13 protein-coding genes are annotated in these 15,380 nt (G+C 67.7%); 12 read left to right on the forward strand and 1 reads right to left on the reverse strand.

The window, feature by feature from the left end:
• Positions 1 to 21: 21 nt before the first annotated feature.
• The 6 genes from ACZ50J_RS14885 (at position 22) to ACZ50J_RS14910 (ending at position 6,626) form a co-directional block, all read left to right on the forward strand.
• A complete protein-coding gene (locus ACZ50J_RS14885) occupies positions 22 to 936 on the forward strand; it encodes a carbohydrate ABC transporter permease (protein ID WP_464297934.1) in 915 nt (304 codons plus the stop codon).
• Positions 933 to 1,757 carry a carbohydrate ABC transporter permease gene (locus ACZ50J_RS14890; protein WP_464297935.1) on the forward strand — a complete coding sequence of 275 codons (825 nt, stop codon included), beginning with the start codon at positions 933 to 935 and terminating at the stop codon, positions 1,755 to 1,757. Before ACZ50J_RS14885 ends, ACZ50J_RS14890 begins: the two co-directional genes overlap by 4 nt.
• Entirely contained in the window at positions 1,754 to 3,262 is a 1,509-nt protein-coding gene (locus ACZ50J_RS14895; RefSeq protein WP_464297936.1) for a glycoside hydrolase family 3 protein, read from the forward strand. The genes ACZ50J_RS14890 and ACZ50J_RS14895 overlap by 4 nt, the downstream gene beginning before the upstream one ends.
• 92 nt (positions 3,263 to 3,354) lie before the next feature.
• Positions 3,355 to 5,019, forward strand: coding sequence for a sialidase family protein (locus ACZ50J_RS14900; protein WP_464297937.1), 1,665 nt, complete (start codon positions 3,355 to 3,357; stop codon positions 5,017 to 5,019).
• Between the two features lie 29 nt (positions 5,020 to 5,048).
• Complete coding sequence (locus ACZ50J_RS14905) at positions 5,049 to 6,110, forward strand: DUF4185 domain-containing protein (RefSeq protein ID WP_464297938.1); 1,062 nt, start codon at positions 5,049 to 5,051, stop codon at positions 6,108 to 6,110.
• A 114-nt stretch (positions 6,111 to 6,224) separates the two neighbouring features.
• Complete coding sequence (locus ACZ50J_RS14910; RefSeq protein ID WP_464297939.1) at positions 6,225 to 6,626, forward strand: hypothetical protein; 402 nt, start codon at positions 6,225 to 6,227, stop codon at positions 6,624 to 6,626.
• A gap of 74 nt (positions 6,627 to 6,700) precedes the next feature.
• On the opposite strand, the gene ACZ50J_RS14915 is transcribed toward ACZ50J_RS14910, so the two are convergent.
• Positions 6,701 to 8,098, reverse strand: coding sequence for an NAD-dependent malic enzyme (locus ACZ50J_RS14915; RefSeq protein WP_464297940.1), 1,398 nt, complete (start codon positions 8,096 to 8,098; stop codon positions 6,701 to 6,703).
• Between the two features lie 194 nt (positions 8,099 to 8,292).
• Here ACZ50J_RS14915 and ACZ50J_RS14920 point away from each other — a divergent pair, with 194 nt between their 5' ends.
• The 6 genes from ACZ50J_RS14920 to ACZ50J_RS14945 are packed head-to-tail and all read left to right on the forward strand — an operon-like array spanning position 8,293 to position 15,347.
• A complete protein-coding gene (locus ACZ50J_RS14920; RefSeq protein WP_464297941.1) occupies positions 8,293 to 9,072 on the forward strand; it encodes a hydroxypyruvate isomerase family protein in 780 nt (259 codons plus the stop codon).
• A 38-nt stretch (positions 9,073 to 9,110) separates the two neighbouring features.
• Positions 9,111 to 10,034, forward strand: a complete 924-nt coding sequence (locus ACZ50J_RS14925; protein ID WP_464297942.1) for a 2-hydroxy-3-oxopropionate reductase — start codon at positions 9,111 to 9,113, stop codon at positions 10,032 to 10,034.
• The gene (gene gcl / locus ACZ50J_RS14930) at positions 10,031 to 11,809 is read left to right on the forward strand and encodes a glyoxylate carboligase (protein WP_464297943.1); all 1,779 of its coding nucleotides are present in this window, start codon (positions 10,031 to 10,033) and stop codon (positions 11,807 to 11,809) included. Before ACZ50J_RS14925 ends, gcl begins: the two co-directional genes overlap by 4 nt.
• Before the next feature lie 42 nt (positions 11,810 to 11,851).
• Positions 11,852 to 13,027, forward strand: a complete 1,176-nt coding sequence (locus ACZ50J_RS14935) for a glycerate kinase (protein ID WP_464297944.1) — start codon at positions 11,852 to 11,854, stop codon at positions 13,025 to 13,027.
• Positions 13,024 to 14,481 (forward strand): allantoinase AllB, encoded by a 1,458-nt coding sequence (gene allB / locus ACZ50J_RS14940; protein WP_464297945.1) that lies wholly within the window; start codon positions 13,024 to 13,026, stop codon positions 14,479 to 14,481. Before ACZ50J_RS14935 ends, allB begins: the two co-directional genes overlap by 4 nt.
• A gap of 14 nt (positions 14,482 to 14,495) precedes the next feature.
• Positions 14,496 to 15,347, forward strand: coding sequence for a fumarylacetoacetate hydrolase family protein (locus tag ACZ50J_RS14945; RefSeq protein WP_464297946.1), 852 nt, complete (start codon positions 14,496 to 14,498; stop codon positions 15,345 to 15,347).
• The last annotated feature ends 33 nt before the right edge of the window (positions 15,348 to 15,380 follow it).

The following is a 15,380-nucleotide window of genomic DNA, read 5'->3' on the forward strand; positions in this document are numbered from 1 at the left end:
CCGACAGCGAAGAACCACCACGTGCCCACTTCCAAGACACGGCCCTGGCTGCTGCTCGCCGGCCCGCTGATCGTCATCGCCGGACTGCTGCTCTACCCGATCGTCCGGGTGACGGTGTTGTCCTTCCAGCGCTACAACCTGCGCGAGGTGATCAGCGGGCACCCGGTGGGTGTCGGCTTCGACAACTACAAGCAGATCTTCTCCGGTGCACCCGGCCTTCCGGCGTCATACCTGTGGAAGACGATCCTGCCGAACACCGTTGTGTTCGCTGCACTTGCGGTGTTCTGCACGATCGTGCTCGGGACGCTGGTCGCCCTGCTGTTGCTGAATGTCGGGCCGAAGGTCCGCGCCCTGATCATCGGGTCGATCCTGATCGCCTGGGCGATCCCGGCGGTCTCCGACACCTATGTCTGGACGTGGATCTTCGCGCCGGACGACGGCGTCGCCAAGCACTTCCTGGAGTGGTTGGGGCTGATCGGCCCGGAGGGGCACAACTGGTTCACCGACCGGTGGTCGTTCTACGCGATCGTGCTGCTGAACGTCGTCCACCACAGCTTCCCGTTCGTGGCGGTGACGCTCTTCGCCGGCATGCTCACGGTGCCGACCGAGCTGCACGAGGCGGCGAAGATCGACGGTGCATCAGCGTGGCGGCGGTTCTGGTCCGTCACCATGCCGCTGCTGCGCCCGGTCTTCGCCGTGGTGACCATCCTGTCGACGATCTGGGACTTCAAGGTCTTCACCCAGATCTATCTGATGCCCGGCGGCAACGGCACCAACCCCGAGGTCTTCAACCTCGGCGTCTGGTCGTACGTCACGTCGATCAACCAGACGAAATACGGTCTGGGTTCGGCGATCGCCGTGCTGCTCACCCTGGTGTTGTTGGTGATCACGCTGATCTACCTGCGGGTGATGTTCCGTGAGGAGGAGACCGCATGAGCACCAACTCCCCCTGGCGCACCGTCGGGAAGACGGTGGCCGTCGTCGCGCTGCTGCTCTTCACCCTCTTCCCTGTCTATTTCATGCTCAGCACCGCGTTCAACGGCCGCAACGGCTCGGGCACCGACAACCTGGTGCCGGAACACGTCACGTTCGACAACTTCACCCGCGTCTTCACCAAGCATGATTTCGGTCAGTACCTGCTGAATTCGGCGATCGTGACGGTCGCGGTGGTCGTGATCTCCGGAGCTCTCGCCCTGCTCGGCGCCGTCGCGATCGCGCGGTTCCGTTTCCGGTTCCGCTCCACCATGCTCGTGCTGATCCTGGTGGTGCAGATGCTGCCCGCGGAAGCGCTGGTCATTCCGCTCTTCCTGCAGATGAAGGACTGGAAGATGCTCAACTCGCTGGTCGGGTTGATCCTGGTCTACATCGCCTTCTCGTTGCCGTTCGCGATCTGGAACCTCCGTGGTTTCGTGGCCGCCGTCCCTCGTGAGCTGGAGGAGGCGGCATACCTCGACGGCTGCGGTTGGTGGCGGATGTTCCGGTCGATCCTGCTGCCGCTCGTGGTGCCGGGACTCGTTGCCACATCGGCGTTCTCGTTCGTCATGGCCTGGGAGGAGTTCACCTTCGCGCTGACTTTCCTGTCCAAGGACAGCGTGTTGACGGTCGGGGTCGGGCTGCAGCATTTCTCGACCGCCAACACGAATGACTGGGGAGGCCTCATGGCAGCGTCCACCGTGGTTACTCTTCCTGTCGTGATCGTCTTCGTGCTCGCCCAGCGGCGCCTGGGCGCCGGTCTCGTCTCCGGCGCCGTCAAATGAGTGAGGACCCCGGGGTCGACCGGCTGATCCACACTGTCCTCAAACCAGGTTTTGCCGGTCACGAGACACCACCGCGGTGGCTGGCCGATGCGATCGACCGGGGCCTGGGCGGCGTCGTCTATTTCAGCCACAACATCGGCGACGTCGACACGACCGCGGCACTGTCGCGACAGCTCCACGAGCTCGGCGACGTGCTCATCGCCACTGACGAGGAGGGCGGCATCGTCAGCCGCCTCGGCGCGCGCGCCGGCTCACCGCACGTCGGTGCCGCGATGCTCGGCCGCGTGGACGACGTCGACGCCACCCGCAACGTGGGTGCCGCGATCGGCGCCGACCTGCGCGCGTCCGGCATCGACGTCGATCTGGCGCCCGTCGTCGACGTCAACAGCAACCCGAACAACCCGGTCATCGGGGTGCGCTCGTTCGGCGCCGATCCGGACCTGGTCGCCCGGCACGCCGTGGCGTATGCCGAGGGCTTGCAGTCGACCGGGGTCGCCGCGACGGCCAAGCACTTCCCGGGTCACGGTGACACTGCAGTGGATTCGCACGTCGGGCTGCCTCGGGTGGATGCGCCGCTCGAGGTGCTCAGGCAGCGGGAGCTCGCGCCGTTCGAGGCCGCGGTGCGTGCGGGTGTGCGTGCGGTGATGACGGCGCACGTCATACTTCCGGCGCTGGACCCGTCGCGGCCCGCCACCATCAGTGCACCGGTCCTCTCGCTGCTGCGCGACGAGCTCGGGTTCGACGGCGTGATCATGACCGACGCGCTCGACATGGGTGCGATCCGGGACACGATCGGCCTGGGCGAGGGCTGCGTCCAGGCGCTGCTCGCCGGTGCGGACCTGCTCGGCCTCGGCAACCCGGTGCTCGGCGCGACCAACCCGGACAAGGACGTGCAGGTCTTCACCGAGGCCCGCACCGCGCTGCAGCGTGCCGTCGACGAGGACCGACTGCCGGTCGAACGGCTCGAGGAAGCCGCCGCCCGGATCGACGCGTTGCGGCGGTGGCGACAATCCCGACCGACCCGGGTGCCGGTGGCCGACGACGCAGCGGACCTGTCCGTGGCGCGCCGATCGCCGGCCACCCGTGGCGTGGTGCGGACCGGCCGAGAACGCCTGCGAATCCTTGACATCCGCCGGCAGCGGAACGTCGCGGCGGGGGCCTTGCCCGCGCTGACGGTCCAGGCCCTCCTCGACACGGCGCCCGGCTCCTCGGTCACCTCGGCCTTCGTGCTCCCCGAAGCCGTGGAAGGGCACGCGGACGAGACCGCGCTGGTCCTTCGTCCGGACCTGCCGGTCGCCGATGTCGTCGTGACCGGCTCCCCCGGGCATGACTCGGCGGAGGACGACCAGCTCCGGCGCGCCCTCGCCGCCAACCCGGACGCACTCGTGCTCGTGCTCGGTTACGCGACCGGCGACGAGGAACTGTGTGGCGCTCGACGAGCGATCTGGACCTTCGGGGACAGCGTGCCGACGGCAGCCGCGGTTGCCGAACTCGTCACGCGCTGAGGCACTCCCGCTGCGCTTCCGCCTTCGTCAGGGTTTGGTCAAAACTTCGCATTTTCCTTGGTGCCGATCGCTGTCGGCGCCAGACTACTCGCGTGGGTAATCGTTTACACAAACGGCTGACAGACGCGCGATCCCTTTCGGAGGCACGGCGTGTTCGCCGCATCGCATCCGTCGGGATCGCCGTCTGCGCACTGCTCCTGAGTGGGTGCTTCTCGCCCGCACTGGCGACACCGCGCCCCGACCTGACGCATGTCTCCGCCCACCCGGCGGTAGCGAGCGAGAACCTGGTGGCCGACCCGGGATTCGAGCAACAGTCATCGCAGGCGATGGGCTCACCGTGGCACTGCACCGGCAACTGCGGCGTCGATCTCGCCAAGGGTTGGGCACACGGTGGCGCCAACAACGGTTTCGCGCGCTACAACAGCGGCTGGAACAGCGTCTACCAGACGGTCCCCGTGACCGCCCACACGACATACCTGCTGACCGGTTGGCTGCAGACCTCCGACAACTCCACCGAGGGCTACATCGGTGCACGTGTGCCGGGTGGCGGACCCGTCCGCAACGAGGACCGCTTCGGCGCGATCGGCTCGTGGCGGGAGTTCAGCGTCACCGTCGACAGCGGCACCGCCACCTCCCTCGACGTGTATGCCGGCATCTGGGCCACCGAGGACACCTGGATCCAGGTCGACGATGTCAGTCTGACCGCCGTCGGCGGCGACCAGCTGGGTGACGGCACCAACATGTACCCACGGGCCATCCGCCTCTCACACTCGGGCAGTGCGAACGGCCAGATCATCGCGTCGACTTCGTATGACGCACAACGAGTTTCGTCGATCTACCGCAGCATCGATGACGGCCGGACCTTCAGCAAGATCAGCGCGATCAACGAGCCGCGCGCTCCGCAGGGTGTGTGCTGCGCGTCCATCTACGAGCTGCCGCAGGCCGTCGGCGACCTACCCACGGGCACGTTGCTGTTCGCGGCGTCGTATGGCGCCGACGCACGCCCGATGTCGCTCGAGCTCTGGGCGTCGGAGGACCACGGTGTCTCCTGGACCAAGCGCTCGACGGCGATCACCGCGACCGGCACCGGCACCCTCTGGGAGCCCGAGATGCGAGTGAACGCAGAGGGGCAGCTGACGATGTACTACTCCGACGAGACGCAGCCCAGACACAGCCAGACGCTGATGGAGATCTTCTCCCCCGACGGCGGCAAGACCTTCGGTGCACCATATCCCGTTGTCAGCCTTGCCGATTCGTCAGCGCGACCGGGCATGGCCGTCGTCCGCGAACTCAAGAACGGCACCCGGATCATGACCTACGAGGTCTGCGGTGGCAACTACGCCTGCGACGTCTACTACCGCACCTCCGCGGACGGTGCCGACTGGGGAGATCCGGCCGACGCCGGGAGCCGGATCGTCGCGACGGACGGCACGCACTTCCGGCACACGCCGGTCATCACCGTCGTCGACGACGGCTCGGCCACCGGCAAGCTGGTGCTGGCCGGCCAGCTCTACGTCAACGGCTCGGGCGGAGCAGATGGTGGCAACGGCATCACGTTGCTCACCAACAGCTCCGGCGGCTCCGGTCCGTGGCAGCGCATCGTCGCTCCGGTGAGCGTCCCGGATGCGGCCGACAACCCCTGCGACAACTACAGTCCCGCGCTCGTGCCGACCGCCGATGATCGACACGTGGTGGAGATCTCGACCATGTGGGCCGGCAGCACCTGCATCGCCCGGTTCGCGACCGGGCGTGTCTGACCATCGTCCGACCGAGAAGAAGGATCCTGATGAAACCGACCCGTCGCGCCGTGCTGGGCGCCACCGCCACCGCCGCTCTCACCGGGGCACTCGGTGTGAGCGCGTCCCGCCGGCCGGCGTCCGCCGCGACCGGCGCCGCGAAGATCAAGGACCTCAGCGGTCCGGCGCAGACCGGGCAGTTCGCCACACCCTGGTCCGACCTCGGCATACCGGCGAAATGTCCCGACGGCTCCATGCTCTTCGTCGGCGGTGATTCGTTCGACGGCGCGGGAGTCGGCGGACCCAACTGGCGCTCACCCGTCGGATTGCGTTCCAGCAGCAGCAATCTCGGCTCCCTCACCATTGACAGCGCGGTCGGCGGCAGTTCCGCGGTCGGTCTCGTACCCGAAGGGCACGTGCCGGTCGGTGACGGACGGACGACCGCGATCCCGAGCGACGTCTTCACCATCGGCAACACGATGTACCTGCACCTGATGCGCGGCGTCATCTACCAGACCGACCACAGCGATTTCTGGAAGTCCGACGACAACGGCAACACCTGGACCTACCTGTGCCAGTGGCCAGGTGACCTGCTGGGCGGCCAGTTCCAGCAGAAGACGTATGCCGTCGCGGACGACGGATACTGCTACGTCCTGTCCACCGTCTTCAACCGTGGCACCACGTCCGGCCTCCTGCTGCACCGGGTGCCGCACGCCGAGGTGGGCACGCCGGCGTCGTACCAGCCATGGGGATACACGAACGGTCAATGGGCATGGGGCAATCCGGCATCCACCATCACGACGGCGCGTGGTTGGGGTGAGATCTGCTTCCGTCAGGTCGACGGTCGCTTCGTCTTCACCAATCTGCAGGGCTCGACCATCTATGCCCAGGTCGTCGACAGCCCGTTGGGCAACTTCTTCACGACGCCGCAGCAGACGCTGATCGTGAACGGACCCGCGAACGCCCAGGGTGGCCAGGTCGTGTGCGCGCCGTACGGCGGCTTCATCATCCCGGGATCGACCTTCGCCGACTTCGAGATCGTCGTGAGTCAGTGGTACGACGACACCGACTATCGGTTCATGCAGTATCGGATCGACGGCCTGGCCGTCTGATCGACCGGACAATCTGCGCAGTCTTCAGCCGAACGGCTGACAGCCTCCCACCACGGTCGGTTAGCGTCGTGGGTGCAAGTCGTCGGGCCAGGGGGGCCCGACCGGGGAGGAAAAATGAAGAAGATTCTGGGGACCGCTGCCATCGGCGCCATGGTGCTGGGCGGTCTGACTCTCGGAACAGGGGAAGCGACCGCGGCGCAGGCACCGTCATGTGACGGTATGGCGCCCGTGTCGCAGTTGAACTCGGTCACTTACGCGGATCGCACGATGCGCGCGTTCGGAGCCGAGAACACCAGTGCCCTGCGCTGCTACACGACCCGGTGGGCGTACAGCTCACTGCTCAAGGTCGGGTACGACAACCGCACGCACTGGGCACGGACCGGTTACTCGGGGGCGGCAGGCACGATCTACGTGACCTACCGCAACACCGTCGACGGCCGGCACGTGACGATCGGTGTCAACAACGTCTCGCGCGGCCCCGGAGGTTGGCACGCGGCATACACCGTCAGAGCCTGACGGGAGGGACGACGAAAGACGAACAGGGCGAATCCTGTTGAGGATCCGCCCTGTTCGTCGTTCAAAGTCCGGCCTCAGCCCTCGCTGCGTTTCGCCTCGACGGTGCGGCGCACCGCCTCGGCCACCGCCGGCGCCACGTCGGCGTCGAAGACACTCGGAACGATGTAGCTGGCGTTCAGCTCGCTCGGACCGACCGAGTCGGCGATCGCGCGCGCTGCGGCGACCAGCAACTCGGTGCTGATCTTGTGTGCGGAGGCGTCGAGCAGCCCACGGAACAGCCCCGGAAAAGCCAGCACGTTGTTGATCTGGTTGGGGAAGTCGCTGCGACCGGTCGCGACCACCGCAGCGTGCTTGGCCGCCTCTGCGGCCGGGATCTCCGGGTCGGGGTTGGCGAGCGCGAAGACGATCGAGTCGTCCGCCATCCGCGCGACCTCCTGCTCCCCCAGGATGTTCGGGCCGGAGACGCCGATGAAGACGTCGGCATCGACCAGTGCATCACCGAGCGACCCGATCACGCCCCGCGGGTTGGTGTGCTCGGCGATCCACTGACGGTGCTCGTCCTCGTACGTCTCCCCATTGTGTATGGCGCCCTTGCGGCTGCAGGCCACGATGTCCGAGGCGCCCTGCGCCCCGAGGAGTTGGATGATCGCGTGCCCGGCCGCACCGACGCCGGACACCACGATGCGGACGTCCTCGATCTTCTTGTCGACGACGCGCAGCGCGTTGATGAGCGCGGCGAGCACCACGATCGCGGTGCCGTGCTGGTCGTCGTGGAAGACCGGGATGCTCAGTTCTTCGCGCAGCCGGCGCTCGATCTCGAAACACCGTGGTGCCGCGATGTCCTCCAGGTTGACGCCGCCGTAGACCGGCGCCAGTGCCTTGACGATCGAGATGATCTCCTCGGTGTCTGTCGTGTCGAGGCAGACCGGCCACGCGTCGACACCCCCGAACTGCTTGAAAAGTGCCGCCTTGCCCTCCATCACCGGCAGCGCCGCCTCCGGACCGATGTCGCCGAGACCCAGCACCGCGGTGCCGTCGGTCACCACGGCGACGGTGTTGCGCTTGACGGTCAGCCGCCGCGCGTCCTCGGGGTTGTCCGCGATCGCGAGGCAGACGCGCGCCACACCCGGGGTGTAGGCGCGGGACAGGTCGTCCCGCGTGCGCAACTCGACCTTCGGCTCGACGGACAGCTTGCCGCCGATGTGCATCAGGAAGGTGCGGTCACTGACCTTGCGGACGTCGTATCCGCCTGCGGATGCGAGGGATTCACGAATTCGTCCGGCGTGATCCTCGTCCGTGGTGTCGCAGGTGACGTCCACGACCAGGCCGTCGGGAGTCGACTCGGTGACGTCCAGGGCGGTCACCGACGCCCCGGTGGACGCGACCGCCGACGCGAGATCACTCGCCGTGCGCTGCCCGGGCGTCAGTCCGACGCGCAGCGTGACCGAGTATCCGGGGCTCGTGTGGGTCATGCGTACCTCTCCGTTCTCGCGGGGACGACGGCGGCTGCCGCCGGAATTTCGTCGCAGTATGCCGCATGCGGTTCGCCGAGCGCCGAAGCGACGGCAATGCGGACAGCACCCTTGACGAAGCGGGATCCATCTTGGCACACTTCCATCATTCAATATTTTGTTTCCGTATTGTGGAATTCAGAAAGGCGCCAGGCATGACCCGACACACCGTGAACGCCTCGATCCTGCTGACCGATCGTCCGCTGCTGGAGCGCCCCGCGGTAGTCCGGGACGCCGGATTCGACGCGGTCGAGTTCTGGTGGCCCTGGCCGCAGACCGCGACTCCGTCGACCGACGAGGTCGACGCGTTCGTCGCGGCCCTCGACGACGCCGGGGTGCAACTGACCGGCCTCAACTTCTTCGCGGGTGACATGCCCGCGGGTGAGCGAGGCATCGTCAACAACCCGGACCGCCAGGACGAGTTCCGGGCCAATGTGGAGCTGGTCGTCGACATCGCGCGCCGGACCGGCTGCCGGCACTTCAACGCCCTCTACGGCCTGCACTCCGACGAGCGCGAGGCAGAGGTGGAGGCACGGACCGCGCGGGACAACCTCGCGTATGCCGCGAAGGCGGTCTCGTCGACAGGTGGCACCGTGTTGCTCGAGCCGGTGTCGGGCGCCGATGCCTACCCCCTCAAGACGGCGGCCGACGCGCTCGCGGTCATCGAGGCCGTCGGCGCCGACAACGTGCGACTGCTCGCGGACTTCTACCACCTGGCGGTCAACGGGGACGACGTTGCAACGATCATCGCCGAGCACGCGCCGGACTTCGGACACATCCAGATCGCGGACTCACCGGGACGCGGTGCACCCGGCACCGGGCAACTGCCGCTCGACGACTGGATCGCGGCTGCCGAACAGGGCGGCTACGACGGACCGGTCGGCCTGGAGTACGTCGCCGCCGAAGGCGATCCGTTCAGCTGGATGCAGCGCTGAATCCGCCTGTCCGCCATACACTTTCAAGGAGCCAAGTCATGAACAACAGCAACACCACCGTCGCCGTCGTCGGCCTGGGCATCATGGGCGCACCCATGGCCGCCAACCTCGTCTCCGCCGGATACCAGGTCACCGGCTACAACCGCAGCCAGGACGCGATCGACAAGCTGGTCGCAGCCGGCGGCAGGGGCGCGACCTCCGTCGCGGATGCCGTGCGTGACGCCGACGTCATCATCACGATGGTCCCCGACTCCCCCGACGTCGCCGGGGTCGCCCGCGGCGAGGGTGACGAGCCCGGCCTGATCGCGTCCGCCAAGCAGGGCGCCGTCTGGGTCGACTGCTCGACGATCCGTCCGGACGTCGCCCGCGAGGTCGCGGCGGAGGCGACGGCCGCCGGCCTCAAGGCGCTCGACGCACCAGTGTCCGGTGGAGAGGCCGGAGCTGTCGAGGGCACTTTGTCGATCATGGTCGGTGGCGACTCGGGCGACCTCGAGTCGGTCCGGCCGATCCTCGAAACCGTCGGCAAGACAGTGGTGCACGTGGGTCCGAGCGGATCCGGGCAGACCGTCAAGGCGGCCAACCAGCTCATCGTGGCCGGCACCATCGAACTCGTCGCCGAGGCACTCGTCTTCCTCGAGGCGTATGACGTCGACACGACCGCTGCCGTCGAGGTGCTGGCCGGCGGGCTCGCGGGCAACCGGATCCTGGACCGCAAGGCCGCATCGATGCTCAAGCGCGAATTCGAGCCCGGTTTCCGCATCGACCTGCACCACAAGGACATGGGCATCGTGCTCGACTCGGCTCGTGCGGCCGGGGTCGCCATACCGCTCGGCAGCCAGACCGCCCAACTCGTGCAGGATCTGCGCAACCTGGGCCACGGCAGCCTGGACCACTCCGCACTGCTGCTGCTCGTCGAGCAGCTGTCCGGCCGCGGCGCCCAGAGCCAAGGTGATGCGCGATGACACGGATGCAGGCTGTGGACGCCGCAGTGCTGATTCTCGAAAAAGAAGGCGCCACACAGACTTTCGGACTTCCCGGCGCCGCGATCAACCCGTTGTATGCCGCGATGCGCCGGCACGGTGGGATGCAGCACGTGCTCGCCCGGCACGTCGAGGCCGCCTCGCACATGGCCGAGGGCTACACCCGCGCGGCGCCCGGCAATATCGGCGTCTGCCTCGGCACGTCGGGTCCGGCGGGCACCGACATGATCACCGGCCTCTACTCCGCCGGTGCCGACTCCACGCCCATCCTCGCCATCACCGGTCAGGCACCGCTGGCCAAGCTCGACAAGGAGGACTTCCAGGCCGTCGACATCGCGTCGATCGCCGCACCGGTCACCAAGTGGGCGGTCACCGTGAAGGAGGCCGCGCAGGTGCCCGGCACGTTCGCCAAGGCGTTCTGGCTGATGCGCGAGGGCCGTCCGGGTCCGGTGCTGATCGACCTGCCGCTGGACGTGCAGCAGGCCGAGATCGACTTCGACATCGACACCTACGAGCCGCTGCCGGTCACTCGCCCGGCCGCGACGCAGGCACAGGTCGCCAAGGTCTTCGATCTGCTGCTCGCGGCCGAACGGCCGGTCATCATCGCCGGTGGCGGCATCATCAACGCCGACGCCTCCGACAAGCTGGTCGAGGTTGCCGAATTGCTCGGCATACCAGTCATTCCCACCCTGATGGGGTGGGGCGTCATACCGGATGACCACCCGCTGCACGCGGGCATGGTCGGGCTGCAGACCGCGCACCGCTACGGCAACGAGACCCTGCTCGCCTCCGACTTCGTGCTCGGGGTCGGCAACCGGTGGGCCAACCGTCATACCGGCGCACTGGACGTCTATCGGCAGGGTCGCACGTTCGTGCACGTGGACATCGAGCCGACCCAGATCGGTCGGGTCTTCGCACCCGATTACGGCGTCGTCTCCGACGCGGGTGCGTTCCTCGATGCGTTCCTGGCCGAGGCCGCGCGACGCACGGCGGACGGGCCGCTGCCGGACAACGCCGTCTGGGCGAAGGACTGCCAGCAGCGGAAGGCGACCCTGCAGCGCAAGACGCACTTCGACAACGTCCCGATCAAGCCGCAGCGGGTCTACGAGGCGATGAACGCCGCGTTCACCCGCGAGACGACCTACGTCTCGACGATCGGGCTGTCGCAGATCGCCGGCGCGCAACTGTTGCACGTCTTCGGTCCGCGTCGTTGGATCAACTGCGGCCAGGCCGGTCCGCTGGGTTGGACCCTGCCGGCGGCGCTCGGCGTGGCCACGGCGCACCCGGATCGCCCGGTGGTCGCCCTGTCCGGCGACTACGACTTCCAGTTCCTCATCGAGGAGCTGGCCGCCGGCGCACAGCACAACATCGGCTACGTCCACGTCCTGGTGAACAACTCCTACCTCGGGCTGATCCGCCAGTCGCAGCGCGCCTTCGACATGGACTACTACGTGTCGCTCGCCTTCGAGAACATCAATTCTCCGGAGGTCGAGGGGTATGGCGTGGACCATCTCAAGGTCGTGGAAGGACTGGGCTGCAAGGCAATTCGGGTGCACCACCCGGAGGACCTGGAGTCCGCGTTCCGGAAGGCGAGCGCGATGGCCGCCGAACTGAAGGTGCCCGTCGTCGTCGAGGTCATCATGGAGCGGGTCACTAACATCTCCATGGGTGCCGCCGGAATCGACACGGTCACCGAGTTCGAGGAGGTCGCCCTGACGGCGGCCGACGCACCCACCGCCATCCTGCCGATCGGTTGACGATCGGCAGCAACGAGTAGGAATCGACGATCGGAGAGCATCGTGCGAGTGGTCATCGCCCCGGACAAGTTCAAGGGGTCCCTGCCTGCCGACAGGGTGGCCCGCGCCGTGGCCGAAGGTCTACGCGGTGTCGCTTCGGCCGACATCGACCTCGTTCCCATGGCGGACGGTGGCGACGGAACCGTTGAAGCCGCCGTGCGTGCGGGATTCTCTGCGGCCGCACACACCGTGACCGGTCCGGCCGGGACCGAGGTCGAGGCGGCCATCGCGATCGACGATCGGACTGCGGTCGTGGAGCTGGCGACGGCCTCCGGCATCGCGCTCCTGCCGCAGAACGGACTGCAGCCGCTCACGGCGACCAGCCGCGGCACGGGCGAACTCATCCGCGCCGCACTTGATGCAGGGTGCTCGCGCATCGTGCTCGGCCTCGGCGGCAGCGCCTGCACCGACGGTGGTGCAGGTCTGCTCGCCGCGCTCGGAGCGCGACTGCTCGATTCGACGGGAGCCGACCTGCCGGACGGAGGCGGCGCTCTCGCCGATCTCGACCGGATCGACCTGTCCGCGTTGGATGGCCGGATTCGGCAGACCGAAGTCGTCGTAGCCCTCGACGTCGACAATCCGCTGCTGGGCAGCACCGGGGCCGCGCACACGTTCGGCCCGCAGAAGGGTGCGGACCCGCAGCAGGTCGCCGAACTCGACGCCGCACTGGCCAACTTCGCACGGGTGCTGTGCAGCGAACTCGGCACCGACCTGCGGGAAGCGGTCGAGACACCCGGGGCGGGCGCCGCCGGCGGCGTCGGCTTCGCCGCCCTGACCGGGCTCGACGCAGCCGGTCGACCGGGGCTGGACCTGGTCGCCGACCTCGTGGGGCTGGCGGAGAGGGTACGAGGCGCTGACCTGGTGATCACGGGCGAAGGAAGCCTCGACCGGCAGAGCCTGTCGGGTAAGACCCCGGTCGGCGTCGCCCGAATCGCCCGCACCGCGGGGGTGCCGACGGTCCTCGCGGTCTGTGGTGTCAGTTCGCTGCCGCCCGACGAGGCACGCACGAGCGGCATCGACGCGGTCTGGACCCTCGCCGAACTCGAGCCGGATGTCACCGCGAGCATGGCGAATGCCGCAGCTCTGCTGACCCGTATCGGCGAACAGATCGGTCGATGGACGGTAGCTGCTTCACCCACGGAAAACGTCATTCAACCCGCGCCCGAGGAGGCACGATGACCAACACCCACCTCGCCGGGGTCAACCAACCGGACGTCGTGCAGCAGCAGATCGACGACTTCATTGCGACGCACGGCGACCCGCGGACGTCCGACCGACCCGACCGTACGCAGCCCGCCGGCGATTTCGACCTCGTGGTGCGGGCCCGACGGGCGGTGACTCCCACCGGCGTCATCGCGTGCGAGATCGGCGTACGTGACGGCCGCATCGCCGCCCTGGAACCCTTCGGCAGCGATCTCCGGGCGGGGCAGGTGCTCGATCTCGGCGACGACGAGACTTTGATCCCTGGTGTGGTCGACGCCCACGTGCACGTCAACGAACCTGGCCGGACGGATTGGGAAGGCTTCTGGACCGCCACGAAGGCGGCAGCCGCGGGCGGGGTGACCACGATCATCGACATGCCGCTCAACTCGATCCCGTCGACGGTGACGCCGCAGGCGCTGGAGTTCAAACAGCTCGTGGCGACCGGTCAGACGTTCGTCGACGTGGGCTTCTGGGGTGGTGCGGTGCCCGGCAACCGGGAGTACCTGCGCTCGCTGCAGGAAGCCGGCGTCTTCGGCTTCAAGTGTTTCCTTCTCGACTCGGGTGTCGACGAATACCCGCCGCTGGACCCGGATGCGTTGCAGGACTACCTGGCCACCGTGGCAGAGTTCGACGGCCTGATGATCGTGCACGCGGAGGACGCCGAGACCATCGGTGCAGCGACGGAGCCCCACGGCGACCACTACATCGACTTCCTGCAGTCCCGCCCGCGCGAGGCGGAGAACCTGGCGATCGCCCAGGTGATCGACGCAGCGCGCCGGACGGGTGCGCGCACGCACATCCTGCACCTGTCGTCCTCGGACGCACTCCCTCTGCTGCGTGCCGCCAAACAGGACGGTGTGGACATCACCGCGGAGACCTGTCCGCACTACCTCACTCTGCTCGCCGAGGACGTGCCCAACGGTGGGACTGCCTACAAGTGCTGTCCGCCGATCCGTGAGTCCGCCAATCGCGAGCTGCTCTGGGCAGCGCTCGAGGACGGGACCATCGACTACGTCGCGTCGGACCACTCCCCCTCGACGGTGGAGCTCAAGGACGTCGAGCACGGCGACTTCGGCGCCGCGTGGGGCGGAATCGCCTCGGTGCAGCTCGAACTGGCTGCGGTCTGGACCGAAGCGCGTCGTCGCGGTATCCCGCTGGAGCGGGTGTCACGGTGGCTGTCCGAGCGTCCCGCCGAGCGAATCGGTCTGCAGCACAAGGGAAAGATCGCCATCGGGTATGACGCGGACCTTGTCGTGTTCGCCTCCGAGGACGAGTTCTCGGTCGATGCCGGCCGGCTGCATCACAAGAACCCGGTCTCGGCATACGACGGGAAGACGATGCACGGTGTCGTCCGCGCAACCTTCGTCCGCGGCGACCGGGTCGACCTCGACCGACCTGCCGGCCGCCTGCTCACGCACGGCATCGACTGAGGATCAGATCGTTCATGCGACTACTTCGGGTCGGCGCCCCCGGCGAGGAAAGTCCGGCGGTACTGACCGCCGACGGGTCAGCCGTCGACGTCTCCTCCGTGGTGCCCGACTACGACCACCGCACGCTCGATGCCGACTCGCTCGAGGCTCTCGCGCAGACGGTCGAGGCCGGTGGCCTCCCGGTCGTCGATCTCGGCGAAACACGCGTGGGCCCGCCGGTGGCGCGGCCCGGCAAAGTGGTCTGCATCGGGCTCAACTACCGGGATCACGCAGCGGAAACGGGAGCCGAGATCCCCTCGGAACCCATCGTTTTCATGAAGGACCCATGGACGGTCGTCGGACCGGACGACGACGTGCCGATCCCCCGCGGCAGCACCAAGACCGACTACGAGGTCGAGCTCGCCGTGGTGATCGGTCGCACCGCCAGCTACCTCGAGTCGCCCGGACAGTCTGCCCACCACATCGCCGGTTACGCGATCGCCAACGACGTCTCCGAGCGTGAGTACCAGCTCGAACGCGGGGGCCAATGGGACAAGGGCAAGAGCTGCGAGGGCTTCAACCCGCTCGGACCGTGGCTGGTGACACCCGACGAGTTCGACCCGTCGGACGTGCCGATTCGATTGCAGGTCAACGGTGTTGCACGTCAGTCCAGCCGGACCGGTCAGCTGATCTTCGACGTGCCGACAGTCGTGCACTACCTCAGCCAGTTCATGGTTCTGCGGCCCGGCGATGTCGTCATCACCGGCACGCCGGGCGGAGTCGCGATGGGGCAGCCGGACCCGAAGCCCTACCTGCGTGACGGGGACGTCGTCGAGGCGGAGATCGCCGGTCTCGGACGCATGAGGCAGGTCTTCCGGCAAGCCTGATGGGATCACGGTCGAGGAAGGGGTGGTGGCCAG

The sequence above is a fragment of the Flexivirga sp. G2 genome (assembly GCF_055397625.1).

Coding starts and splice junctions, on each gene's coding strand:
- ACZ50J_RS14890 (WP_464297935.1), top strand. CDS start 933: ATGAGCACCAACTCCCCCTGGCGCACCGTCGGGAAGACGGTGGCCGTC.
- ACZ50J_RS14895 (WP_464297936.1), top strand. CDS start 1,754: ATGAGTGAGGACCCCGGGGTCGACCGGCTGATCCACACTGTCCTCAAA.
- ACZ50J_RS14905 (WP_464297938.1), top strand. CDS start 5,049: ATGAAACCGACCCGTCGCGCCGTGCTGGGCGCCACCGCCACCGCCGCT.
- ACZ50J_RS14910 (WP_464297939.1), top strand. CDS start 6,225: ATGAAGAAGATTCTGGGGACCGCTGCCATCGGCGCCATGGTGCTGGGC.
- ACZ50J_RS14915 (WP_464297940.1), bottom strand. CDS start 8,098: ATGACCCACACGAGCCCCGGATACTCGGTCACGCTGCGCGTCGGACTG.
- ACZ50J_RS14920 (WP_464297941.1), top strand. CDS start 8,293: ATGACCCGACACACCGTGAACGCCTCGATCCTGCTGACCGATCGTCCG.
- ACZ50J_RS14925 (WP_464297942.1), top strand. CDS start 9,111: ATGAACAACAGCAACACCACCGTCGCCGTCGTCGGCCTGGGCATCATG.
- gcl (WP_464297943.1), top strand. CDS start 10,031: ATGACACGGATGCAGGCTGTGGACGCCGCAGTGCTGATTCTCGAAAAA.
- allB (WP_464297945.1), top strand. CDS start 13,024: ATGACCAACACCCACCTCGCCGGGGTCAACCAACCGGACGTCGTGCAG.
- ACZ50J_RS14945 (WP_464297946.1), top strand. CDS start 14,496: ATGCGACTACTTCGGGTCGGCGCCCCCGGCGAGGAAAGTCCGGCGGTA.